Below are 21,587 nucleotides of genomic sequence, written 5' to 3'. Positions count from 1 at the left end.
GTAATCAGGCGATGGCCTGGAGCTTGGCGATCAGCTCGCGGGTGGGCAGCACGTCGGCGTATTTCTGGCCGAGGTCGAAAAGGTTGACCTTGTGCGAGGTGATGCTGCGGTCGTACACGCATTCCTGAGGGATTGCGACCTTGAAATTCAGCGAGAAGGCGTCGACGGCCGTGCCGCGAACGCAACCGCTGGTGCTGCAGCCGACAACGATCACGGTGTCGATCTGCTTGTCGATCAGGTGGCTGCACAAGGCGGTGCCGAAGAAGGCGCTGGGATGCTTTTTCGGAATCAGCACGTCGCCCGGCTTCGGTGCGATCTCGGCGACGAATTCGTAGCCCTTGGCCGATACACCCATGATCGCCGGCACTTTTTCCGCCAGCCGGCCGCCCTCGTCGGTCTGCTTGGGGGCAACGTGCGGGTACATGACAGGCCAGCCACGGTCGCGAAAGACCTGGATCAGCGGCACCATCGCTTCCACCGCATCCCACGCGACCTCGCCGCAAGAGGTGGGAAATTCCTTGATCGCTTCGTAGAAGGGTTTGCGTTCGGTACCCACGGTGCGGTATTGCACGTCGATGATGAGCAGCGCGGGGCGCTTGCCAAGGCCGCTTGGGCGGCCGAAGCCGGCGGCTGCGTACGCCTTTTGCTCTTCGGCGCTGATGACGTCGTCCCATATGTTCATGGTGTGTGTGCTTCTGTGAGAGAGAGAAAAGAGGAATGCCGGAAGGTGTCTCAGGCGGCCTGCAGGTCCACGCTGCCGTCGTTGCGGCGAAAGAGGTACTGGCCGTCGCCGGGCGTGCCGGTCAGCTTGCCGTCGCGCATCACGCGCTTGCCGCGCAGGATCGTTTCGACGGCCCAGCCCTTGAAGGTCCAACCGTCATAGATGCTGTAGTCCGAATAGGACAACAGGTCCTCGTGATGGACCGTGCGTTCCAGATTCAGGTCCACCAGCGTGATGTCGGCGTCCATGCCCGGGCGCAGCGCGCCCTTGCGGTGGTCGATGCCGAAAATGCGCGCCGGATTGGCCGCCACCAGTTCGCAGATGCGCCGCAGCGGCAGGCCCCGCTTGTGATAGCCCTCGTGCAGCAGCACCGGCAGGATGGTGGCCGTGCCCGGGAATCCCTGCGATGCGAGCCAGAGCGACTTGTCCTTGGTGACGCGCTTGCGGGGGCAGTGGTCCGAGGCGACCACATCGATGCTGCCGTCGAACAGACCCTCCCACAGCGCGTCCTGCTCGGCCTGGCTGCGGAAGGGCGGGTTGGCCTTTCCCATGCCGCCCAGCGGCATGTCGCTCGTGTGCGTGAGGTAGTGCGGACAGGTCTCGACGTAGACGCGGTCGTAGCGGCTGCGCCAGCGGCGCACTTCATCCAGACCCAGCTTCGAACTCATGTGGGGGATGTAGATGGTCGCGCCGGCCTGCTCGGCCAGGAACATGGCGCGGATGCAGGCCTCGGCCTCGGTGATCGGCGGCTTGATGGCCTCCCACTGCTGCAGCGTGTCCAGGCCACGGTCGAGTTGCGCGTTGCGCAGGCGGTTGACGATCTCGATGTTCTCGGTGTGGCACACCACGGTCACGCCGCCGATGCCGGCCGCCTGCTGCAGCAGGGCATTGAAGTAGCCGTCGTCGGTGCCGTCCAAGCCGAGGTACCGGCCTTCCTCGCCCTTGAAGTTCATGAAGTACTTGAAGGACGTGACGCCGTAGTCCTTCACATAGGAAGGCAGCTCCTGCACGTGCAGTTCCGACGCCGTGCTGAAGTGGAAGCCGTAGTCGATATGGGCGCGCGGACGCGCATAGCCCTGCTCGCGCCGGTAGACGTCGCCATAGGCCTCGTTGTTGAGGAAATACGCCAGCACCGTCGTGAAGCCCCCGATGGCCGCGTGCGCGGTCTCGGTCTGGTATTCGGTGATCTTCTCGCCGAAGCCGAAGTGCATGTGGGCCTCGATCAGCCCAGGGAAGACATGCAGGCCATCGATGCGGCGCTCTTCCACGCGCGCGTCGACCGGCGTGCCCGGCGTCAGCAAGCCGGCGATACGGCCGTCCTCGACCAGGACATCTTGCGGCTCGGGGTCGCGCTCTGCGCTGACCGCGGTGCCGCCGCGGAGGATGAAGCTTTGATTCATGACGAAGTGCTTTCGAAAGTCGATGGGTGAGAAGGGGGCCCGGGCGGCACGATGGCATCCAGCTCGGCCCGGGTGACCGATTCGCCGATACAGACCAGGAATCCTCGCGGCCCGTCCGCGGGCCAGGCGGCCAAGCGTTGGGGGGGCGCGAAGTAGCCCTGCACGCCTTGCACCGCCCAGGGCGCCGTGCCGTCGCCCAGTGCCAGCAGGCCCTTGCAACGCAGCAGCCGTTGGCCCAGGCGCGCCGAGAGCGCCTGCGTCCAGCTCGCATAGGTCGCCCAGTCAATGGCGCCGGTGAGCGGCAGGACGTGGGTGGTGATCTGGCGGAAGGCGCTCCCATGAGCGTCGGCTTCGGCGCCGCTTTCGGCGTACTGCGGGCGCAGCGGCCCGCGCAGCCAGGCATCGGCGTCTGTCGCCGCGCCGCGCGGACCGTCCTGCGGCGCGCGGAACAGGGGCGCCGGCGCGTCGCCCCGCTTCCAGTGGACGATCGGCGCATGGGCATTCATGGCGGCGAGCTGCCGCGTGAGCTGCTCGATCTGCGCCGTGTCGGCGGTGTCGGTCTTGCTGATGACGAGGCGGTCGGCGAAGGCGACTTGGCGACGAGCCTCGGCGTAGCGTTCCAGCGTGCGCGCGCCGCGGCTGGCGTCCACGAGCGTCAGCACCTGCGACAGCGAGCAGCGTGGCGTCAAGGCCGAGTCGCCCAGCAGTGAGGCGACTAGGGGCGCCGGATGGGCAAGTCCGCTGGTCTCGACGATGATGCGGTCGAACGTTGCGACGCTGCCGCTGCTGCGTCGGGCGAAGAGGTCGATCAGCGTGTCGCGCAGAGTGCCCGACGCAGCGCAGCACAGGCAACCCGAATCGAGCAGCAGGACCTGGTCGTCGGCGCTCGACACCAGAAGATGGTCGAGCCCGACGGCGCCGAATTCGTTGACGATGACCATCGTCCGCGCAAACGCGGGATCGTGCAGGACCGCGTTGACCAGTGTCGTCTTGCCGCTCCCCAGGAAGCCGGTGACCAGGTCGACGGGCAGGCGCGCGGCAGGGGAAGCGGGGGTGGTGGCCATGGCGTGGGAACTACTCGGCGACCGAACGCAATGCCTGCTGCAAGGTGTCGAGCGTCCCGCCTTGGAGCACGGTATCCCAGGCCGCGAGGCGGGCTTGCCGCTCGAGCAGGACCCCGGCATTGACCTCGAACTTGGCGCGCACTGCGTCTTCTCCGGCGGGTCTCTGCGGGCTGCCGAACACCTGGTCGACGTCCTGGTGCAAGCGGGTGCCGTCGGCCAGTTCGATGCGCAGGTCGGCATCGAATCGCTGCGGAAAGCCGCTTTCTGCGCGCGGGGCCCAGTGGATGCGCGCGGCCAGCGCCAGCGCGTCGGCATCGACGCCTTCGGCCGTCATGGTCGCGATGTCCACCGGACGGCCGAGCAGGATGCGTGCGATGCAGTACGGCAGGCTGTACTTGGCCTCGTTGCCGCTCGCAGGCTGCAGCTTGGCTTCCCACGGTTCGCAGATGACGGTGGCGGCGCCCGGCGCGACGCGGCAATGCACGGATGCGATATCGGCGGGCGACGGCACCCGCGGCAGCAGCAGTTGCGCGCATTCCAGAAAGGGATGGATGTAGTGGCAGCACGGAAAGAACTTGAAGGCTGCATCCGCAAGCATCCATTTGCTGCCCAGATCCTGAACGCCGAGTGCCAGCCGCGCGCCTGCCGCCGCGTCGTCGGCATAGGCATTGAAAAGGCCGAAACGGCCCTCCAGCACGGTAGCGGGCCCCGTCATGCCGCCCCGGGCGCATGCTGCGGCCCACAGGCCGGCGTGCGCGGCCCAACCCGGGTGCAGCGCCTTCACATTGGAGCCGTTGCTGAGAAATTCGAAGACGCCGCCGGCCTGGCTGCCGGCGATGCCCATGGCCGCCGCCGTCTCGGCCCTGCCCGCGCCGCGCGCGACCGCGCCAAGCAGCGCCGCCACGACCACGCCACCGACCGAGGTGACCTGGAAGCCACGACGCTGGAAGCCGCCGGGGCTGGCCTCGCCGATGCGCACCAGCACCTCCCAGCCAGCAACGACCAAGCGGACCATCTCGTCGAGCGACAGCCCTTGCGCTTCGGCCGCGGCCAGCGCGGTCGGGACGATGACCGCGCTGCCGTGGACAATGGAGGCCATGTGCGTGTCGTCGTATTCGAGCGAATGGATCGACATGCCGTTGAGCATCGCCGCCATCGGCGCCGGCAGGCCGCCGGAAAATCCCAACACGGTGGCCGCGCCCTGAGAGCCGCCTTCGCTTCGAAGCTGCGTCAGCAACCGCCGATGGGCAGGCACGACGGCGCCACCGAGGCCGACGCCCAGTGCATCCGCCAGGTGCATCCGGGCCAGGTGCCGGACCGCCACAGGTACCGCTTCGAGTCGCAGGTCATGGGTGAACTGCGCGAGCTGGAAGGAGAGGGAATTCGTCGATGCCGCCATGCCGCGCCCTTCAGGCACCCGCACCCGAGCGCGCTTGCGCAGCGGCGGCGCGGCCCGCAAGGTAGCCGAGGCCGATGGCGGTGAGCAGGCCGTTGCCCGACGCATAGCCTGCGGCGCCCGCGCGTCCACTGATGCCGGCCGCCGCACCGCCGCCGGCGAACAGGCCGGCGATGGCCGTGCCATCCTCGCGCAGCACACGGCCGTCGGCGTCCACCGCGAGGCCGCCCTGCGTGTGAAACAGGCCTGGCGTGACCCGGCAGATCCACAGCCGGCCGGTCAACGGCGCCATGCCGAAGCGCGTGCGGCCTTGCGAGTCGACGGCGTGGCCCTTGGCCGCCGCGTTGAAGGCATCCAGCGTCGCACCCAATGCCTGGGGGGGCAACTGAAAGCAGGCGGCAAGCTCGCTCACGCTGTCGGCCTTCTTCACGCCGCCATAGTCGACCAGCTCGCGGAACTCGTCTTCCTTGGAAGCCAGGGTCATGATGCGTTCATCGAACACGGCGTAGACGGGCGTGTCCTGCGCCAGCACATGGCGCGCATAGGCCGAGTAGCCCAGGTCTTCGTTGCCGAAGCGCTCGCCTCGCGCATTGACCAGAAAGCCGCCTTTCTCGATCGTGGTCCACGACAGTAGCGAGCCGTGCGGGTAGGCCACGGCTGCATAGCCTTGATAGGCCTGCATGTTCGCCAGCCGGGCGCCGAGCTGTCGCGCCCAGAGCACCGCCTCGCCCTCGCTGCCGAGCGCGCCGAAGTATTCGGCACCCGCGATCTCGCCGCAGTACTGCGCGACCAGCGCGCGGTTGGCCGCGAAGCCGTTGGAGGCAAGAATCACGTTGCGGGCACCGATGCGCGAAGGCTCGATGCCCGCGCCGCCCACGCCGGCGCCGACGACCGCGCCATCCGCGCCCAGGTAGAGCGTCTGCACCGGGTTGTTCACCGCGAGCGGGATCTCGCGACGGTCCACCGCGGCGACCAGGTCGTCGACGAGGTCCTGTCCGCGCCGCGACACCGGGGCATGCAGGCGTGGAATGGTGTGGCCGACGTGGCAGTAGTCGGTGATCAACGCCATGCGGGCGCCGACGTCGTCGACCAGCCATTCGCAGAGTCCGGCGGAGATGCGGGCCATGCGCTGCGTCAGTTCCGGCAAGTCGCTCTCGCCGGCGACGCGCTGCAGGTCGGCGATCATCACGTCGGCCGAATCGATGATCCCGGCCTCGCGCTGGAAACGGCTGCCGGCGCCGGGGACCGATCCGGTGCTGAGCGAGGAATTGCCGCCCGGCCGCTCCCTTTTTTCCAGGATGGCCACCTGGGCGCCCGCGTCGTGGGCGGCGATGGCCGCGGCCAATCCGCAGGCACCGGCGCCCACGACGAGCACGTCGACCTCCAGGTCCCACCGGGGCGTGTCGCCGGCCAGCTGTACAAGCGCTTGGATCATGGGTTGTTGTCTTCCATTCGGTTTCGGGTCGTGCATCAGTCCGCGCTGTCCTTCTGGGGCAGGCAGTCGTCGAGCCATTCGCGCCAGGGCCGCCGCAGCGCGGCCGTCTCCGCGGCACCGGCCGCCGCCTGGGCGACCCGGCGCATCGTGCCGGTGAAGGCCGGCGCATGCGCCGCGCTCAGTGCGGCCAGCTTGTCCCACAGTTCGGCTTCCTCGAATGGCTGGTCGGGGCCGCCGCGCGCGCTCCAGCATTCCGCGCTCAGGCTCGTGCCGTCGAAGGCGGTCACGGTGACGCGTGCCGGCCTGTCCTCGGGCCAGGCGCGCACACCCTCGAAGGGCCGCAGCCGGATCAGCTCCCGCAGGCGGGCGATGCGCTCGTCGTGCAGTGAGGCGGCGTCGAAGGAGGCGATGCCGCCATCGCCATGCACCAGCGCCGCGGCCGCGGCATGCGGCACAGAGAACTTCGCGCCGAGCGTGGTCGTCGGCCGCCGCTCATCCAGGCCGAAAGCCAGGGGATGCGCTTCGATCTCGACGCGCGCCAGAGCGGCGCCGCCGCGCAGGCCGGGGTTGTCTTGCAGCAGCGACTGGATCGCCTCGATGGTGGAATGCGCGTACTGGCAGCAGGCATTCAGCTTGTGGTAGCCGGACTCGACGGCCCACCCTTCGTCGGCGTGGGGCGCCAGCACCGAGAGGTCGGTCTCCGCGCCCAGGGCAAGGGCGTACACCTCGTGCGGACCCGATGCCGCGCCGCCGATGCCGCAGTGCGCCCATTCGAGTGCGTTCAGCCCCGCCACGGCCGCCTGCGGCGCCCAGGTGTTTCTGGCGAGCACGCCCCGCAGCGCATGGTTGTACGGACCGACCATGCCCATGGTCGCGGCGCCGGCGACGGCACTCAGCAACTCGTCGAATGGCAGCCGGCGCAGGAAGCCGACGCCCGCCGTCGCGCCCAGCGGTGCGAGCAGTGCATGCGGATGGATCTTCATGACAGGAAGGCGCCAGGCGCGCGCCACGCGCGCGGCGGTCTCGTAGCCCAGCGCCAGCGCGCGAAGCAGGTCTTGCAGCGTTGCGCCTTCGGCTTCGGCGACCGCCAGCAGGGCTGGCAGCACATAGAGGCCGGCATGGCAGACGGCCTTGCGGAAGCCCTCGTCGAGCTCGTTCCAGCCCATGGCCAGGCCGTTGCCCATGGCGGCCTGGGCGACGGAGAGTTGCGGTCTGCCGGGCACGAGCAGCGAGGACTTTCCGCCCATGCCGGCCGAGGCCCGCAAGCGCGCGTGGGCCTGCACCACCTGTGGCTCGCGCAGTGCGCTGAAGGTGGCGGCCATGTCGTCGGCCAGGACCAGCACGGTACGTTGCCGCGCCGTGGCGGGCAGGTCGGCCCACTCGACCTGGCCGGCCCAGCGAAGGTAGGTCTCGAACGCGAGAGCGGCGTCCGCGGATGCCCGGGCGGCTTGGGCGCCGCTGCTCAAAACAGTTCCCACAGACTCTCCTGTTCGAGCAGCTCCTGGCTGGCGCCGTCGAAGATGATGCGGCCGGACTTGATGACCACGGCCCGATCCACGCTCTCCAGCGTGGCCTGCACGTTCTGTTCGACGATCACCAGCGTCGTGCCGCGTGTGCGATTGATGCGCGTCACGCTCTGCAGCACATCGCGCACGATCACGGGCGCAAGGCCGATCGTCGGTTCGTCCAGCAGCAGGATGGACGGGCGCGTCATCAGCGCCATGCCGAGCGCCAGCATCTGCTGCTGGCCGCCGCTGAGCGAACTGGCGATCTGGGCGCTGCGCTCGCGCAGGAGCGGGAAGACCTCGTGCACTTCGGCGAGCGCCGCCTGCGCATGGCGCAGGCCGGCGATCTCCAGGTTCTCGGCGACCGTGAGCTCGCGGAACACGTTGTGTCCCTGCGGCACGAAGCCCATGCCGAAGCCGACGTTGCGGTGCACCTCGCCCTGCTCGATGGCGTGGTCGCGGTAGCGGACCTTGCCGGAGCATTCCTCTAGATCTCCGACGCAGGCGCGCAGCAACGTGGTCTTGCCGGCGCCGTTGTGGCCGAAGATGCCCACGCGCTCGCCGTCGGCGATCGTCAATGAGAAGTCGTGCAGCACGTGCAGCTTCCCGTAGTGGGCGTTGATGGCTTGTAGTTGAAGCATGGTCGTATGTCTTGGCGGGGCAGGGCGACGCGGCTACTTGCCGAAATAGAGCTCGGCCAAGGCCTTGCTCTCCAGGAGGGTCGCGACGTCGCCTCGTTCCAGGATCCGGCCCTGCACCATGAACACGGCGCTGCTGCAGAGATCGCGGATGAAGGAGACGTTGTGCTCCACCACGCAAACCGCCCGGCCGCGCTGCGCCTCTTCGCGCACGATGCTGCGCATGGTCTCGTAGGCGCTGCCCTCGACGCCGCCCATCGGCTCGTCGAGCAGCAGGCAGGGCCCGTCGCTCATCAGTGCGCGCGCCAGGCCGACCAGTTTCTGCTGGCCGAAAGTGATGTCTTCCACGCTGGTACCGGCGAGCGCTTCCATGCCCATGCGGTGCAACACGCTCATGGCGTGTTCGCGCGTCACGCGCTCGGCCTCGCGCACCGACTTCCCCGCGAACACCAGGCGCAGAAGGAACTCGCCGGGATAGCGGGACGGGCCGACCATCATGTTCTCGAGCACCGACATGGAGCTGAAGAGCCTCATGTGCTGCCACGTGCGCGCCACGCCGATGCGGGCACGGCGATAGAGCGGCAGCGACTGCAGCACGCGGCCTTCGAGCGCGATCTCGCCGTCGTCGGGCATGACCACGCCCGAGATCAGGTTGAACAGTGTGGTCTTGCCGGCGCCGTTGGGGCCGATCAATCCCATCACTTCACCGGCATGCAGGTCGAGGTCGATGTGGTCCGCAACCACCACGCCGCCGAATTTCTTGCAGACGTTCGTCAGGGACAGCACGGTCTTCGTCATGACGGGCATCCCTTCAGCGCGCGCGGGCCGGCGCAACCAGTCCCTGGGGCCGCAGGAAGAGGAAGACGATCACCAGCAGCGTGAAGATCACGCCTTGCAGCGGGCCCATGATCTCGGAGGGCAGGCTCAGGAAGGTGATGGCTTCGGGCAGCACGATCAGCAGCACCGCGCCCACGATCGGGCCGTAGACGGAGCCCATGCCGCCCACGACCACCATCGTCAGGATCATGGCCGACTGCAGGATCTGGAACTGGTCCGGCGTCAGGTACTGGTAGTAGTAGGCATAGATGCCGCCGGCCACGCCGGCCATGCCCGAGCCCAGCGCGAAGATCGTCATCTTGATGTTCATCGCGTTGCGGCCCAATGCCGAGAAGGCGAGTTCGTCGTCTCGCATGGCCTGGATCGCGCGCCCATAGGGGCCGCGCACGAGCCACCGCACCAGCAGCACGCTGGCCAGCGCCAGTCCCAGCGACACTGCGGCGAACACGGCGCTGCGGTGCTCCTGCACGATGTTCGGAATGCCGCTCAGCCCGCTGGCGCCGCCGAGGAAGTCGAGGTTCTTGATGATCTCGATCAATCCGAGCTGGAAGCCGATGCTGGTGATCAGCAGGTAGTCTCCGGAGATGCGCAGCGAGGGCAGCGACAGCATGAAGGACGCCAGCAGCGCCACCGCGCCGCCGGCGGCGACCGCCAGCACGGGATTGAGCTCGAACTGGACGCTGAGCACGCCCACCGTGTAGGCGCCCAGAGCGAAGAAGATCGGATGCGCGATGCTGATCAGTCCCCCGAAGCCGATGATCAGGTTGAAACTGGTGCTGAGGATGACGTAGAGGCCGATGAGCACCAGCAGCGAGATGATGTATTCCATGGGATTGCGAGGTGTGCGGTTCGGGCGATTCAGGCGCTGGCGGCGGGCAGTGCGGCGAGTGCGCGCCTGGGTCGGCGCGGTAGGCGCAGCTTGACGCCGTTGGGAAAGAGAAGGATCGTGATGAACAGCAGTGCGTAGAGGATCAGCCCCTGCCACGCGGACGGAATGATCAGGATGCTGAAGGCCCGCAGCAGGGCGAGGAACAGTGCCGCCCAGGCCGCTCCGAACACATTGCCCATGCCGCCGAGCAGCGCGGCGATCACGGCGAACAGCATCATCTCCAGCGGCGTGTTCGGGACCATCGAGGCGCGGGTGCCGAAGAGGTACATCGCGGCGCACACCAGCACCGATGCGGCGACGAAGGTGAGCGCGTAGATCGGCCGCACATTGATGCCGTAGAGCCGGGAGAGATGCGCGTTGTCGGCGACCGCGACCATGAACTTGCCGTAGCGGGTCATCTTCAGCAGCACATAGAGCGCGGCCATCATCGTGGCCGCAGTGCCCAGCGCCGTGATGTCCCAGCGGCTCACCACGATGCCGCCGACCGTGGTCGACCCGGACATCAGCGTGGCGGCAAGGGACACCGGCTCGGTGCCGAACACCATGGCCAGCAAGTACTGCACGAACTCGGAGACGACCAGCGTGAAGATGAAGTAGGTCAGCGAAGGCGAATGACGCCGCCGGAAGGTCTGCAGGCCGTACACCTCCATGGCGAGCGCGGCGGCGATCGTCGCGGCAAGTCCGGCGGCGATGCCTGCCGGCACCGGCCAGCCGAGGCGCGCGATCACCAGGTACATGGTGTAGTACGCGATGCCCATCATGCCGGCCTGCGCGAAGTTCCACACCTTGACCACTTTCAGGATCAGGGAGAACGCCGCGGCCAGCAGCACGCCGTAGGTCGCGGTGGCGAGGCCGGTCCAGAGGATCTGGAGCAGTGTCTGGATGTCGACCATGGAATGAAGCGTCCTTGCCTGGTGATCGCCGGCTGTTACTTGAGGGTGGCCACAGGCGTGAACTGCCCGCCCTTCACCTCATAGAGGTACACCGGCTTGTTCACGCGATGGTCCTTGGTGATCTCCAGGAGGCCCGTCATCGGCAGATCGAACTTGCCCAGATCGACCAGGGCCTTCTTCATGTTCTCGCCGGTCAGCGGCTGCTGGGTCTTTAGCAGGTGCGCGTAGAGCTGGCCGACCAGGAAGGGGGCGTCGTACAGGTACTGCGTGTAAGGCAGGCCGTTGGGTATGCGCTTCTCGGTCTTCTTCCACCGCTCGACGAAGGCGGCGATGTTCGGGTTCTGTTCCGCGGACGGTGCCAGGGCGGAGACGAGCATCCCTTCGGCCGCCGCACCCAGTTGTTCCACCACCTTGGGGTTGTAGCCCGCGGAGTAAGTGGAGATGGGCTGCTTCAGGCCCAGCTGGCGCAGCTGCGCGACCACCTGCGGCAAGTCGGACACCAGGCCCTGGATGTGAATGATGTCCGGGTTGGCCGAGCGCAGCTTGAGCAGGGCTCCGGTGTAGTCCGTGGCCTGGGCATCGTAGGCCTCGTAGGCCACGACCTTACCGCCGGCTTGCTCGAAGGCGTCGCGGTAGATGCGCGCGCCTTCCACGCCGCTGTCGTTGTGGATGTAGAGCACGGCGGCCGTCTGCTTCTTGAGCGTCTCGCGGGCATAGCGCGCCTGAGCCCGCACGTCGACGTCAGCCAGCGGATAGGTGGTGTAGACGTAGTCGCCCAGCTTGGCGATTTCGGGCGAGTTCGCGCCCACGCTCAACTCGAGCACCTGGCTGCGGTTGGCAATCGGGGCCACGGACTTCACGACCGCACTCCACGCGGTCACGAACACCGGGACCTTGTCGACGTTGATGAGTCGGTTTACGGCGTTGATGCCCAGGCGCGGATCGGCCTGGGTATCGAGCAGCACCATTTCCAGCGGGTGGCCGTCGATGCCGCCCTTGGCATTGATGTCCTCGACGGCCCACTGGGCGGCCTTGGCCTGATCGGCGCCGAAGAGCGCCTGCGAACCGGTCAGCGGCATGGCCAGGCCGAACTTCAGGGGGGTCTTCGCGGGGGCTGTCTGGGCCTGAGCCCCCAGCGCGCAAGCCAGCAGGAGGGTGGACAGAACAAGACGACGACGCACGTGTTTCATGAGGAAAGTCCTTCGGTTCAGAAAAAGTTCGGGCCTGCGGCCGTGTTGTTACGACAGACGATATTAGATATCGCATAAAATATCAATCTGATTTTCGTAACGCTAGTCGAAATCTGATATCTCTGTTGGTGCACAGGCGCCCCATGGAGGTGCCATACCGAAGGACGAGGGATGACGCAGAATTCGCGCTCGATGCAAACCAATACCGCTCCCGACACCGTGCCTGCGCCGGGCGACAAGAAGCTCAATTCGGTCGAGGCCGTCAAGGTGGCGGTCCGCATCCTTGACGAGCTGGCCCTGGGCCAGCGCGCCATGGGCGTGACCGAACTGGCCGACGCCCTGGGCGAGACGAAGCCGCGCGTGCACCGGCATCTGTCCACGCTGCGCGAGATGGGGCTGATCGAGCAGGACCAGGCCACCGAGCGCTATCGGCTCGGCTGGCGCGTGTTCCAGTTGGGCGAGGCCGCCGGCACGCAGTTCGACCTGCGCAGCCGGGCGGAGCCCTACCTGCTGCAGGTGCGCGATGAACTCAAGGAGACAGCCGTGCTGGCGGTGCCCATCAACGGGCGGCCCATGGTCATCGCCAACATGGACAACATCTATGCACGCATCTGCATCAGCGTGAAGCCGGGCAATCGGCCGCTGCCGCACTGCTCGGCGCTGGGTCGGTTGACACTTGCCTTCTCTCCGCCGGCCCTGCAGGAAGAATTGCTGGCCGGCCCGCTGGCGCCCGAGACGCCGGAGTCGATGATCGACCCCGCGGTCATCCGCCAGCGCCTGCGCCTGATCCAGGCCCAGTTCTACGAAGTCTGCGACAACGAGGTGATGCTCGGGGTGAACACCATCGCCGTGCCGATCTTTCGCAATGGCGACGTGCTGGCCGGGGCGCTGTCGATCGTGGGATCGATACAGAACATTCCCAATCCTCCGCGACGCCGTCAAGTCGAGGTGCTACAGGCATGCGCCGCGGAGCTCTCGGCGCAGCTCAGCAGCGATGCCTATGAGCGCTGGCAGCTCGGACGCCAGGCGCATGCGTTGCTGAACGCGCTTGAATGAACGATGGCGGCAGCGCCCGCGCCCCGGTCCTCAGCCCTTGGCGAAGGCCAGCAGGTCGGCGTTGACTTCGTCCTTGCGCGTCGTGCACAGTCCGTGCGGCGCACCCTTGTAGACCTTCAGGGTCGCGCCCTTCACGAGCTTGGCGGAAAGCAGGGCCGAATCGGCGATTGGCACGATTTGGTCGTCATCGCCATGCAGGATCAGCGTCGGCACGTCGAACTTCTTCAGGTCCTCGGTCAGGTCGGTCTCGGAGAACGCCTTGACGCAGAAATACGAGGCCGGCATGCCGGCCGCCATGCCCTGCAGCCAGAAGGACTCGCGCACGCCTTCGGACACCTTGGCGCCCGGCCGGTTGTAGCCGTAGAAGGGCATGCTCAGGTCCTTCCAGAACTGCGAGCGGTCGGCCAGCACGTTGGCGCGGATCTGGTCGAAGGCCTCGAGCGGCGTGCCCCCGGGATTGGCGGCGGTCTTGAGCATCAGCGGCGGCACGGCCCCGATCAGCACCGCCTTGGCAACACGCCCGGTGCCATGGCGCCCGATGTAGCGCGCAACCTCGCCGCCCCCGGTCGAGTGGCCGACGTGGATCGCGTCCTTCAGGTCGAGCTGCTTCACCAGCGCCGCCAGGTCGTCGGCATAGGTGTCCATGTCGTTGCCTCGCCAGGGTTGGCTCGAGCGGCCGTGGCCCCGGCGGTCATGGGCGATGCAGCGGAAGCCATGCGAGGCCAGGAAGAACATCTGGTCTTCGAAGGCGTCGGAGGACAGGGGCCAGCCGTGACTGAAGACGATCGGCTGGCCGCTGCCCCAGTCCTTGTAGTAGATCCCGGTGCCGTCGGAGGTCGTGATGCTGCTCATGGCGTTTCCTTTGCGTGAGTGGAGCCTCTACTGTCGGGTGCGCGCATTGCGTGGGCATTGCAGCCGGCCGCGGACTGTTTCACCTGCAATCGAGCGTCCGGGCGAGGCTTTCGGCCAGCGCCCGCCCGCATGGCGCGCGTCGTCAGAATATCGCACTGCGCCGCTCAAAGGGCGGCGTGGCGGAGCATGCCGACGGTCAGCCTCGGCGACAGCGCCTCCGGGCTGACCCGCAGCTCGATCAAGGCCGGCCTGCCGGCCTCGCGGGCGCGCGCCAGCGCCGCGGCGAAGTCGGCCGTGCGCGTCACCGTCTCACCGTGCGCGCCGTAGGCGCGTGCCAGCGCGGCGAAATCGGGATTGTCCAGTGCCGTGCCCCACACGTTGCCCGGGTAGTGCCGCTCCTGGTGCATGCGGATGCTGCCGTACATGCCGTTGTTGACGACGATGACGATCACATGGAGGCCGTACTGCACGGCGGTCGCGAGCTCCTGCCCGTTCATCAGGAAGCAGCCGTCGCCCGCGAAGCAGAGCGCGACGCGCTCCGGGTGCACCAGCTTGGCGGCGATCGCGGCGGGCAGGCCGTAGCCCATGGTGCCGCTGGTGGGCGCGAGCTGCGTGCGCATCCCGCGATAGCGCCAGAAGCGCTGCACCCACAGCGTGTAGTTGCCCGCGCCGTTGCTGACGATGGTGTCGGCCGGCAGCGTCTCGCGCAGGTGCACCATGACCTGGCCCAGGTCGAGTTCGCCGGGCATGGCGGCGGGCGGGCGGATGTGGTCGAGCTGGTCGCCGCGCGCCGCGCGCGTCCAGTCGCTCCAGCGCGCGGGGCCGGCGGGCTTCAATGCCCGGGCCGCGCGCGCGAAGGCGGGCATCGACGCGTTCACCGGCACGTCGGCCTGGTAGACATGTCCGAGCTCCTGCGGATCGGCGTGCACGTGCACGAGCCGCTGCTTCGGGCGCGGCACGTCGAGCAGCGCGTAGCCTTGCGTCGTGGTCTCGCCGAGCCGCGCGCCGATGGCGATGAGCAGGTCCGCATCGCGCACCCGCTGCGCGATGCGCGGGTCCATGCCCAGGCCGGCCTCGCCGATGTAGCGCTCGTCGTGGTTGTCGATCAGGTCCTGCCGGCGGAAGGCGCAGGCCACGGGCAGGTCGAAGCTCGCGGCGAAGGCGGTGATGTCGGCGCTGGCCTCGCGCGTCCAGCCGCCGCCGCCCAGCACCACCAGCGGCCGTTCGGCACGCCGCAGCTCGGCGGCCAATCCCTCCATGGCTTCCTGCGTCGGCGCCGAGGCGCTGCGGCGGTAGCGTGGCGCGTCGGCCACCGGCACGCGCTCGGCCAGCATGTCCTCGGGCAGCGCCAACACCACCGGACCGGGTCGGCCCGAGGTCGCGACGTGGAAGGCGCGGCTGACGAATTCGGGCAGCCGGCGCGCATCGTCGACCTGGTCGACCCACTTCGCGATGTGGCCGAACATGTGGCGGTAGTCGATCTCCTGCCAGGCCTCGCGACCCATCGCCTCGCGCCCGACCTGGCCGATGAAGACGATCAGCGGCGTCGAGTCTTGTCGCGCGGTGTGGATGGCGATGCTCGCGTTGGTCGAGCCCGGCCCGCGCGTGACGAAGCAGATGCCCGGCTCGCCAGTCAGCTTGCCGTGCGCCTCGGCCATGTGTGCCGCGCCGCCTTCCTGGCGGCAGACGATGAGTCGGATCGCCTCGCGCGCGTGGTACAGCGCATCGATCACGGCAAGGAAGCTTTCGCCGGGCACGCAGTAGGCGGTGTCGGTGCCGTGGATGCGCAGTGCGTCGACCAGGATCTGGCCGCCGCTGCGTGCGGGGAGGGTATGGGTTGTCATGGCGAATCTGCGGGAAGAAAGGAAGGAACGGAAGCGGAAGCGCGCGGCGCCCTAGAGCGGCAGCCGGTCGTCGCGCACCAGCCAGTCGGGGCCGAGCTGCCGCACGTCGGGGCAGCCGAGCAGTGCCAGGTCGCCGTCGATCTCGCGCCGCAGCAGGGCCAGCGTGTGTGCCGCGCCGGCCTCGCCGCCCGCCGCGAGGCCGTACATCGCCGGACGTCCGACGAAGACGCCGTGGGCGCCCAGGGCCAGCGCCTTGAGCACGTCGGTCCCGCGTCGCACGCCGCCGTCGAGCAGCACCGTGAGGCCCGGCGCCGCGGCGACGATGGAAGGCAGCACGTCCAGCGGCGCGACCGCGCCGTCGAGCTGCCGGCCGCCGTGGTTCGACACGAAGATGCCGTCGGCGCCGATGCGCTGCGCTGCGCGCGCATCCTCGGGCCGCAGGATGCCCTTGACCAGCAGCCGGCCCGGCCAGCGTTCGCGGATGCGCGCGACCTCGTCCCAGGTCATGGCCGCGCGCCCGGCGCGATGATCGCCCGGGGCCGCGGTGATGATGCGGCCGCCACGCGTCGCGCTGAAGTTCTCGAAGCGCGGCACGCCCTGCTTCCACAGCGTGCGCGCGAAGGTCTCGACCATCCAGCGCGGGCGCATCAGCCCGCCGGCCATCAGGCGCGGCGTGAAGCGCAGCGGGATGCTGAAGCCGTTGCGCAGCTCGTTCTCGCGCACCGAGGCGATCTGCACGTCGACCGTGATCACCAGCATGCCCACGCCCGCGGCCTTCAGCCGATCGAGCAGCGGGTCGATCACCGCCTGCCGCGCCGGCAGGTAGGCCTGGTACCAGGTGCCGGGTGCCTCGCGCATGACGCGCTCCAGCGCAATGGTCGACGCGGCGCTCAGCACCGAGGGCACCTCGGCCCGCGCCGCGGCGCGCGCCAGTGCCACGTCGCCGTCGAAGCAGCACAGGCCCGACACGCCCATCGGCGCGATGCCCACGGGTGAGGCATAGGTCCTGCCGAAGAGCGTGATGGACTGCGAGCGCTCCGACACGTCGACCAGCGGACGCGTCAGGAAGCGCCAGCGCCGGAAAGCGGCCCGATTGGCGTCGAGCGACGTCTGGTCTTCCGATCCGCCGCTGACATAGCCGTGGATGCTGGCTGGCAGACGGCGTCGCGCGAGCTCGGCAAGATCGGCGATGGAAAGGGCGCGCTCGGCCCGCATCGGCCGCTCAGCTGCCCTTGAACGAAGGATTGCGCTTGCCGTGGAAGGCCTCGACGCCTTCGCGGAAGTCGTCGGAGCTGCGCAGTCGGCTGTAGCAATGGCCTTCGAGTTCGATGGCCACCGCGAGGGTGGAGTCCTCGGTGTCGTTCAGCAGCTTCTTGGCGGTGCGCTGCGCCAGCGGCGAGAAGGCGCGCAGCTCGTCGACCAGGCGGTCGGTCGCGGCTTCGAGTTCGCCGTCCGCCACGCATTCGGTGGCCACGCCCCATTCGAAGGCCTGCTTGCCGGGAATGCGGCGCGAGCGCATCACGATGTCCTTGGTGCGCGTGATGCCGACCATCTTCTGCAGCCGCGCCGATCCGCCGGAGCCGGGGATCTGCCCGAGCTTCTGTTCCGGCAGGGCATAGCGTGTGGTCTCGGTGACGATGCGGAAGTCGCAGGCCAGCGAGATCTCGAAGCCGACGCCGAAGCAGTAGCCGCGGTTGGCCGCGATCACCGGCTTGCTGCAGCGTGCCGGCGCGGCGATGTTCCAGGCCAGCTTCGACACGTGCTCCGGCGACGCCTCCAGGAAGCCCTTGATGTCGCCGCCGCTGGAGAAGTGCTCGCCCTCGGCGCGCAGCACGATCACGCGCACGGCCGGGTTCTCGTCGAGCGACTCGAACACCAGGCGCAGCTGGTCGCGCTGCGGCATCGAGATGATGTTGAAGGGCGGGCGCCGCAGCACGATGTCGGCGCGTTCGCGGGCCGGGTCGATCTCGACGCGGAAGCCGTCGAGATTCTCGAGCAGGGTCTGGGCGGGGTGGGCGAGTGGGGTCATGGTGTCCTCGGGGTGCGAAAGATGATTGGGGGGTCAGGCGCTGAAGCTCGGGCGCTGCAGCCCTTCCCAGCGGGAAACGAGGTCGTGGTGCTCGATGTCGAAGAGATCGAGCACGCGGCCGACGGTGTGGTCGACCATCGCCTCGATCGAGTTCGGGCGCGCATAGAACGCGGGCACGGGCGGGAACACGATGCCGCCCATTTCGGTGACGGCGGTCATGTTGCGCAGATGGGCCAGGTTGAAGGGCGTCTCGCGCGCCATCAGGACGAGGCGGCGGCGCTCCTTCAGGATCACGTCGGCGGCGCGGCTGACCAGGTTGTCGGCCAGGCCGTGCGCGACGCTGGCCAGTGTCTTCATCGAGCAGGGCGCGATCACCATGCCCGCCGTGCGGAAGGAGCCGCTGGAGACGGCCGCGCCGATGTCCTTCACGTTGTGCACCACGTCGGCCAGGGCTTCGATGTCGGTGCGCTTCATGTCGATTTCCTGCGAGGCGGTGAGCGCGCCCGACGAGGACATCACCAGGTGCGTCTCCCAGTCGGGCATGGCGCGCAGCAGCTGCAGCAGGCGCACGCCGTAGATCGTGCCGCTCGCGCCGGTGATGGCGACGATGAGCCGCTTCCTCTGGCTCATCGCGCCGCTCCGGGGAGGAAGTCGATGCGAGCCCGGGTGTCGATCTCCGTCGCGAGATCGACCTCGCCCTCGCCCGGCACGCGCACCTTGGTGAACACATGCTCGTGGTAGACCACGGGCCTGGTCGCGTCCAGGCCCATCTTGGCGCTGAGGCCCTGCAGATGGGCGGGCGGGGCGCCGTCGCTGAAGTCCTGGCCGACGGTGGTGGACGGATCCAGCACCGAGCCCTGCGCGCCCGCGATCACGACCAGGTCGCGGTCGGCCTGGAAGCGCGTGGCCACGGCCCATTCGACCTGCAGCGGATCGTGCACCTCCACGTCGTCGTCGACCACGATCACCTGCTTGATGTCGTAGTGGGCGCCGAAGGCCGCGCAGATCACGTTCTTGGGCTGGCCCTCGTGTGTCTTCCGGATCTTGACGTGGAGGTGGTAGCGGCCGACGCCGCCGATGGCCAGGTGCACGTCCAGGACGTTGGGGAAGCTGCGCTGCAGGTGCGCCAGCAGCGTCGCCTCGCGCGGGATCGAGCCGAGCAGCAGGTGCTCCATCTCCGCCGGCACGATGGTGTGATAGATCGGGTCGCGCCGGTGCGTGATGGCGCCGACCTCGATGACTTCGCGATGCTCGCGCGCGCTGTAGTACTTGGGGAATTCGCCGAAGGGTCCCTCGGCCTCGCGCACGCCGGGCAGGATGCGGCCCTCGATCACGATCTCGCTGTCGGCCGGCACGCGCACCTCGCTGCCCAGGCACTTGACCACCTTCAAGGGCGCGCCGTGCAGGGCGCCCGCGATCTCCAGCTCGTCGCAGTCGATCGGCGCGATGGCCTGCGAGGCCAGCAGCGTGAGCGGATCGACGCCGATGACCACCGCCACGTCCAGCGCCTCGTTGCGCGCCTCGGCCTCCTTGTAGAAGGCCCAGAGGTGGCGCGGCAGCATGAGGATCGCCATGCGCTCCTTCGAGTGCACCTGGATGCGGTTGATCGAAACGTTCTGCACGCCGGTCTTCGGATTGCGCGCGATGACCAGGCCGGCCGTGATGTAGGGCCCGTTGTCGTGTTCGCTGTGCGTCGGCACCGGCAGCACCTCGCGCACATCGCGTTCGCGGTGCACCACCTGCTGGCAGGCCGCCTCGGCGCGCGGCACCTCGCGCCAGGCCAGGGGATGTTCGGCGGCTTCGCGAAAGCGCTGCAGCAGGCCGGATTCCGGCACGCCCATCGCCTCGGCGATCCAGGCGCGGCGCGACATGAAGCCCGACACCACCGGCACCTCGTGCCCGCCCGGCTTCGGGAAGTAGGCGGCCTGTTTGCCGTCGAGCCGCTTGGCGATGGCCGCCAGCCGATGCGCCAGCGGCGTGCCCTCGCGGATGACGGCCATGCGGCCGGTGTCGCTCAGGTGCGCGAGCCAGCTCCGCAGATCGGTAAAGGGAGTCGCCGCAGCGTCAGTCGATTTCATGAAAGCTCCGTGTCAACAATGTCACCGCAGATCCGGCTGCGCCGGTCCGCCGGTGTTGCCTCTGAAAGGGGGTAGGCGCCACGCGAAGTGGGCAAGCCTGGGAGGTCAGCCGCATATTTCAGGAACACCGCGGATCCGGCTGCGCCGGTCCGCCGGTGTTGCCCCCTGAAAGGGGGTGGGCGGCCACACGAAGTGGGCAAGCCTGGGGGGCAGCCAGGTACTCTCCGGCGACCAGCTTGCGGCGCAGGATTTTGCCGACCGGCGATCTCGGGATCTCCGCGACGAAGACGTACTCGCGCGGCCGCTTGAAATTGGGCAGGTCGGAACTGCGGCAGTGGGCGTCCAGCGTCTGCGCGTCGAGCCCGGCCTCGTCGCCGCTGCGCGTGACGAAGGCCACCACGCGCTGGCCCCAGCGCTCGTCCGCGAGGCCGGCCACCGCGACTTCGCCCACGCCGGGGCACAGCGAGATCACCGACTCGATGTCGGCCGGCGAGATGTTCTCGCCGCCGCTGATGATCATGTCGTCGACGCGGCCGGTGACGTAGAGGTCGCCGTCGTCGTCGAAGTAGCCGATGTCGCCGGTGTGGTACCAGCCGTGGCGCAACGCCTTGGCGTCGGCGTCGGGGCGGTTCCAGTAGCCCTCGAAGGCCTCGTCGCCGCGCAGGTCCGCGATGATCTCGCCTTCCTCGTCGGGGCCGACCCGGTCGTCCGCGCTCGTTGCATCGAGCCGCACGACGCGCAGGCGCGTGTTGAGGCCGGCACGGCCGGCGCTGCCGGGCTTTCGTGTGGCGTCCTGGTCGATCGAGACGGTGTAGACCTCCGACGAACCGTAGTGATTGACGAAGAGCTCGGGCCGGAAGGCGCGCGTCAGGCGCCGCAGCAGCGCGTCATGCATCGGTGCGCCGGCAAAGCCCAGCTTGGTCACCGAGGCGATGTCCTCGCCCGGGCCTTCGCCGCCGCCCGCGCGCTGCCGCTGCGCGAGCATGTCGTGGTAGAGCGTGGGCACCAGGTAGAGGCAGGTGATGCGCTCGCGCGCGATCAGCGCCAGCGCGCCCTGGGTGTCGAAGCGCGGCATGCAGACGAAGGTGCCGTCGACCAGCGCCATCGCCAGCAGCGAGCGCACGCCCATGGTGTGATAGAGCGGCATCACGCCCAGCGTGCGTTCGCCGCGCCGGTACAGGTTCTGCGCGACGTGGGCCAGCGCGGCGGCGCGCTCGTGGCTGTGGCGGCGCGGCACGCCCTTGGGCTTGCCGGTGGTGCCCGAGGTGTAGAGCATCAGCGACACGTCGCCGGCCTCGGCGCTGCTCTCCAGCGGCGCGGCTTCGCCCTCCAGCAGCGCGCTCCAGGTCATCGTCGCATCGCCGCCTTCGAGCGGGCCGATGCCGATGCGCGGCACGGCGCGCGCGCCGCCGCTGTACTGCGTGGCGGCCTCGCTCGCCGCCTCGAAGAACAGCGCCTTCGCGCCCGCATCCGCCAGGCAGTAGTCGATCTCCTCCGGCTTGGCGCGCCAGTTGAGCGGCACGATGACCACGCCGGCGAACTGGCAGGCCCAGTGCAGCGTGGCCGCCTCGTGGCGGTTCTGCAGCACCGACAGCAGGCGGTCGCCGCGCGCGAGGCCCAGCTTCGCCAGGCCGGCGGCGGCGCGCGCCACCTGCTCGCGCCATTGCGCATAGCTCAGGCGGACGTCGTCGTCCACCAGCGCGAGCGCGTTCGGGCTGCGCTCCACGCTTTGAAGGAATGTGGTTGCGAGATCGAGCATG

General features: G+C 68.7%; 19 protein-coding genes. 1 reads left to right on the top strand and 18 read right to left on the bottom strand.

The features are described 5' to 3' along the window. Positions 1–4: 4 nt before the first annotated feature. From AC1DNF_RS06395 to AC1DNF_RS06345, 11 genes are read right to left on the bottom strand one after another with little or no spacing between them, the layout of a single operon-like run. Complete coding sequence (locus tag AC1DNF_RS06395; RefSeq protein WP_478147709.1) at positions 5–682, bottom strand: isochorismatase family protein; 678 nt, start codon at positions 680–682, stop codon at positions 5–7. 50 nt (positions 683–732) lie between these two features. After that, positions 733–2,121, bottom strand: coding sequence for a dihydroorotase (locus AC1DNF_RS06390; RefSeq protein WP_478147708.1), 1,389 nt, complete (start codon positions 2,119–2,121; stop codon positions 733–735). Next, positions 2,118–3,185 carry a CobW family GTP-binding protein gene (locus tag AC1DNF_RS06385; protein ID WP_478147707.1) on the bottom strand — a complete coding sequence of 356 codons (1,068 nt, stop codon included), beginning with the start codon at positions 3,183–3,185 and terminating at the stop codon, positions 2,118–2,120. Before AC1DNF_RS06385 ends, AC1DNF_RS06390 begins: the two co-directional genes overlap by 4 nt. A gap of 10 nt (positions 3,186–3,195) precedes the next feature. Further along, positions 3,196–4,584, bottom strand: coding sequence for an MmgE/PrpD family protein (locus AC1DNF_RS06380; RefSeq protein ID WP_478147706.1), 1,389 nt, complete (start codon positions 4,582–4,584; stop codon positions 3,196–3,198). 10 nt (positions 4,585–4,594) lie between these two features. Next, positions 4,595–6,016, bottom strand: coding sequence for an FAD-dependent oxidoreductase (locus tag AC1DNF_RS06375; protein ID WP_478147705.1), 1,422 nt, complete (start codon positions 6,014–6,016; stop codon positions 4,595–4,597). A gap of 35 nt (positions 6,017–6,051) precedes the next feature. After that, the gene (locus AC1DNF_RS06370) at positions 6,052–7,494 is read right to left on the bottom strand and encodes an MmgE/PrpD family protein (RefSeq protein WP_478147704.1); all 1,443 of its coding nucleotides are present in this window, start codon (positions 7,492–7,494) and stop codon (positions 6,052–6,054) included. Continuing rightward, a complete protein-coding gene (locus tag AC1DNF_RS06365; protein WP_478147703.1) occupies positions 7,479–8,162 on the bottom strand; it encodes an ABC transporter ATP-binding protein in 684 nt (227 codons plus the stop codon). Before AC1DNF_RS06365 ends, AC1DNF_RS06370 begins: the two co-directional genes overlap by 16 nt. A 33-nt stretch (positions 8,163–8,195) precedes the next feature. Then, positions 8,196–8,957, bottom strand: a complete 762-nt coding sequence (locus tag AC1DNF_RS06360) for an ABC transporter ATP-binding protein (protein WP_478147702.1) — start codon at positions 8,955–8,957, stop codon at positions 8,196–8,198. 13 nt (positions 8,958–8,970) lie between these two features. After that, on the bottom strand, positions 8,971–9,825 hold the full coding sequence (locus AC1DNF_RS06355; RefSeq protein ID WP_478147701.1) for a branched-chain amino acid ABC transporter permease: 855 nt from the start codon (positions 9,823–9,825) through the stop codon (positions 8,971–8,973). A 29-nt stretch (positions 9,826–9,854) separates the two neighbouring features. Continuing rightward, complete coding sequence (locus AC1DNF_RS06350; RefSeq protein ID WP_478147700.1) at positions 9,855–10,778, bottom strand: branched-chain amino acid ABC transporter permease; 924 nt, start codon at positions 10,776–10,778, stop codon at positions 9,855–9,857. 35 nt (positions 10,779–10,813) lie between these two features. Continuing rightward, entirely contained in the window at positions 10,814–11,968 is a 1,155-nt protein-coding gene (locus tag AC1DNF_RS06345; RefSeq protein ID WP_478147699.1) for an ABC transporter substrate-binding protein, read from the bottom strand. Positions 11,969–12,160: 192 nt separating this feature from the next. On the opposite strand from AC1DNF_RS06345, the gene AC1DNF_RS06340 reads away from it, so the two are divergent. Further along, positions 12,161–13,024, top strand: a complete 864-nt coding sequence (locus AC1DNF_RS06340; protein WP_478147698.1) for an IclR family transcriptional regulator — start codon at positions 12,161–12,163, stop codon at positions 13,022–13,024. Between the two features lie 30 nt (positions 13,025–13,054). On the opposite strand, the gene AC1DNF_RS06335 is transcribed toward AC1DNF_RS06340, so the two are convergent. From AC1DNF_RS06335 to AC1DNF_RS06305, 7 genes are all read right to left on the bottom strand, one after another. Continuing rightward, a complete protein-coding gene (locus tag AC1DNF_RS06335; RefSeq protein ID WP_478147697.1) occupies positions 13,055–13,876 on the bottom strand; it encodes an alpha/beta fold hydrolase in 822 nt (273 codons plus the stop codon). Positions 13,877–14,040: 164 nt separating this feature from the next. Continuing rightward, positions 14,041–15,720, bottom strand: coding sequence for a thiamine pyrophosphate-binding protein (locus tag AC1DNF_RS06330; protein WP_478147696.1), 1,680 nt, complete (start codon positions 15,718–15,720; stop codon positions 14,041–14,043). 51 nt (positions 15,721–15,771) lie between these two features. Next, positions 15,772–16,935: an alpha-hydroxy acid oxidase gene (locus tag AC1DNF_RS06325; protein ID WP_478147695.1), complete on the bottom strand. Its 1,164-nt coding sequence runs from the start codon at positions 16,933–16,935 to the stop codon at positions 15,772–15,774. Between the two features lie 7 nt (positions 16,936–16,942). After that, positions 16,943–17,749, bottom strand: coding sequence for an enoyl-CoA hydratase/isomerase family protein (locus tag AC1DNF_RS06320; protein ID WP_478147694.1), 807 nt, complete (start codon positions 17,747–17,749; stop codon positions 16,943–16,945). Positions 17,750–17,782: 33 nt separating this feature from the next. Then, on the bottom strand, positions 17,783–18,379 hold the full coding sequence (locus AC1DNF_RS06315) for a UbiX family flavin prenyltransferase (protein ID WP_478147693.1): 597 nt from the start codon (positions 18,377–18,379) through the stop codon (positions 17,783–17,785). Continuing rightward, positions 18,376–19,827, bottom strand: coding sequence for a UbiD family decarboxylase (locus tag AC1DNF_RS06310; protein ID WP_478147692.1), 1,452 nt, complete (start codon positions 19,825–19,827; stop codon positions 18,376–18,378). The genes AC1DNF_RS06315 and AC1DNF_RS06310 overlap by 4 nt, the downstream gene beginning before the upstream one ends. Positions 19,828–19,945: 118 nt before the next feature. Next, complete coding sequence (locus tag AC1DNF_RS06305; RefSeq protein ID WP_478147691.1) at positions 19,946–21,586, bottom strand: AMP-binding protein; 1,641 nt, start codon at positions 21,584–21,586, stop codon at positions 19,946–19,948. Position 21,587 lies beyond the last annotated feature (1 nt).

The sequence above is a fragment of the Variovorax sp. 01T432 genome, from assembly GCF_056398605.1.
The sequence above is the reverse complement of the archived record's forward strand: the minus strand, read 5'-3'. Positions and strand labels throughout refer to the sequence as shown.

What these genes read in the sequence shown, in the direction of transcription:
- AC1DNF_RS06315 (WP_478147693.1), bottom strand. Translation starts at nt 18,379, where the DNA reads ATGAGCCAGAGGAAGCGGCTCATCGTCGCCATCACCGGCGCGAGCGGC.
- AC1DNF_RS06375 (WP_478147705.1), bottom strand. Translation starts at nt 6,016, where the DNA reads ATGATCCAAGCGCTTGTACAGCTGGCCGGCGACACGCCCCGGTGGGAC.
- AC1DNF_RS06325 (WP_478147695.1), bottom strand. Translation starts at nt 16,935, where the DNA reads ATGCGGGCCGAGCGCGCCCTTTCCATCGCCGATCTTGCCGAGCTCGCG.
- AC1DNF_RS06345 (WP_478147699.1), bottom strand. Translation starts at nt 11,968, where the DNA reads ATGAAACACGTGCGTCGTCGTCTTGTTCTGTCCACCCTCCTGCTGGCT.
- AC1DNF_RS06320 (WP_478147694.1), bottom strand. Translation starts at nt 17,749, where the DNA reads ATGACCCCACTCGCCCACCCCGCCCAGACCCTGCTCGAGAATCTCGAC.
- AC1DNF_RS06330 (WP_478147696.1), bottom strand. Translation starts at nt 15,720, where the DNA reads ATGACAACCCATACCCTCCCCGCACGCAGCGGCGGCCAGATCCTGGTC.
- AC1DNF_RS06305 (WP_478147691.1), bottom strand. Translation starts at nt 21,586, where the DNA reads ATGCTCGATCTCGCAACCACATTCCTTCAAAGCGTGGAGCGCAGCCCG.
- AC1DNF_RS06310 (WP_478147692.1), bottom strand. Translation starts at nt 19,827, where the DNA reads ATGAAATCGACTGACGCTGCGGCGACTCCCTTTACCGATCTGCGGAGC.
- AC1DNF_RS06335 (WP_478147697.1), bottom strand. Translation starts at nt 13,876, where the DNA reads ATGAGCAGCATCACGACCTCCGACGGCACCGGGATCTACTACAAGGAC.
- AC1DNF_RS06360 (WP_478147702.1), bottom strand. Translation starts at nt 8,957, where the DNA reads ATGACGAAGACCGTGCTGTCCCTGACGAACGTCTGCAAGAAATTCGGC.
- AC1DNF_RS06385 (WP_478147707.1), bottom strand. Translation starts at nt 3,185, where the DNA reads ATGGCCACCACCCCCGCTTCCCCTGCCGCGCGCCTGCCCGTCGACCTG.
- AC1DNF_RS06395 (WP_478147709.1), bottom strand. Translation starts at nt 682, where the DNA reads ATGAACATATGGGACGACGTCATCAGCGCCGAAGAGCAAAAGGCGTAC.
- AC1DNF_RS06355 (WP_478147701.1), bottom strand. Translation starts at nt 9,825, where the DNA reads ATGGAATACATCATCTCGCTGCTGGTGCTCATCGGCCTCTACGTCATC.
- AC1DNF_RS06380 (WP_478147706.1), bottom strand. Translation starts at nt 4,584, where the DNA reads ATGGCGGCATCGACGAATTCCCTCTCCTTCCAGCTCGCGCAGTTCACC.
- AC1DNF_RS06365 (WP_478147703.1), bottom strand. Translation starts at nt 8,162, where the DNA reads ATGCTTCAACTACAAGCCATCAACGCCCACTACGGGAAGCTGCACGTG.
- AC1DNF_RS06340 (WP_478147698.1), top strand. Translation starts at nt 12,161, where the DNA reads ATGCAAACCAATACCGCTCCCGACACCGTGCCTGCGCCGGGCGACAAG.
- AC1DNF_RS06390 (WP_478147708.1), bottom strand. Translation starts at nt 2,121, where the DNA reads ATGAATCAAAGCTTCATCCTCCGCGGCGGCACCGCGGTCAGCGCAGAG.
- AC1DNF_RS06350 (WP_478147700.1), bottom strand. Translation starts at nt 10,778, where the DNA reads ATGGTCGACATCCAGACACTGCTCCAGATCCTCTGGACCGGCCTCGCC.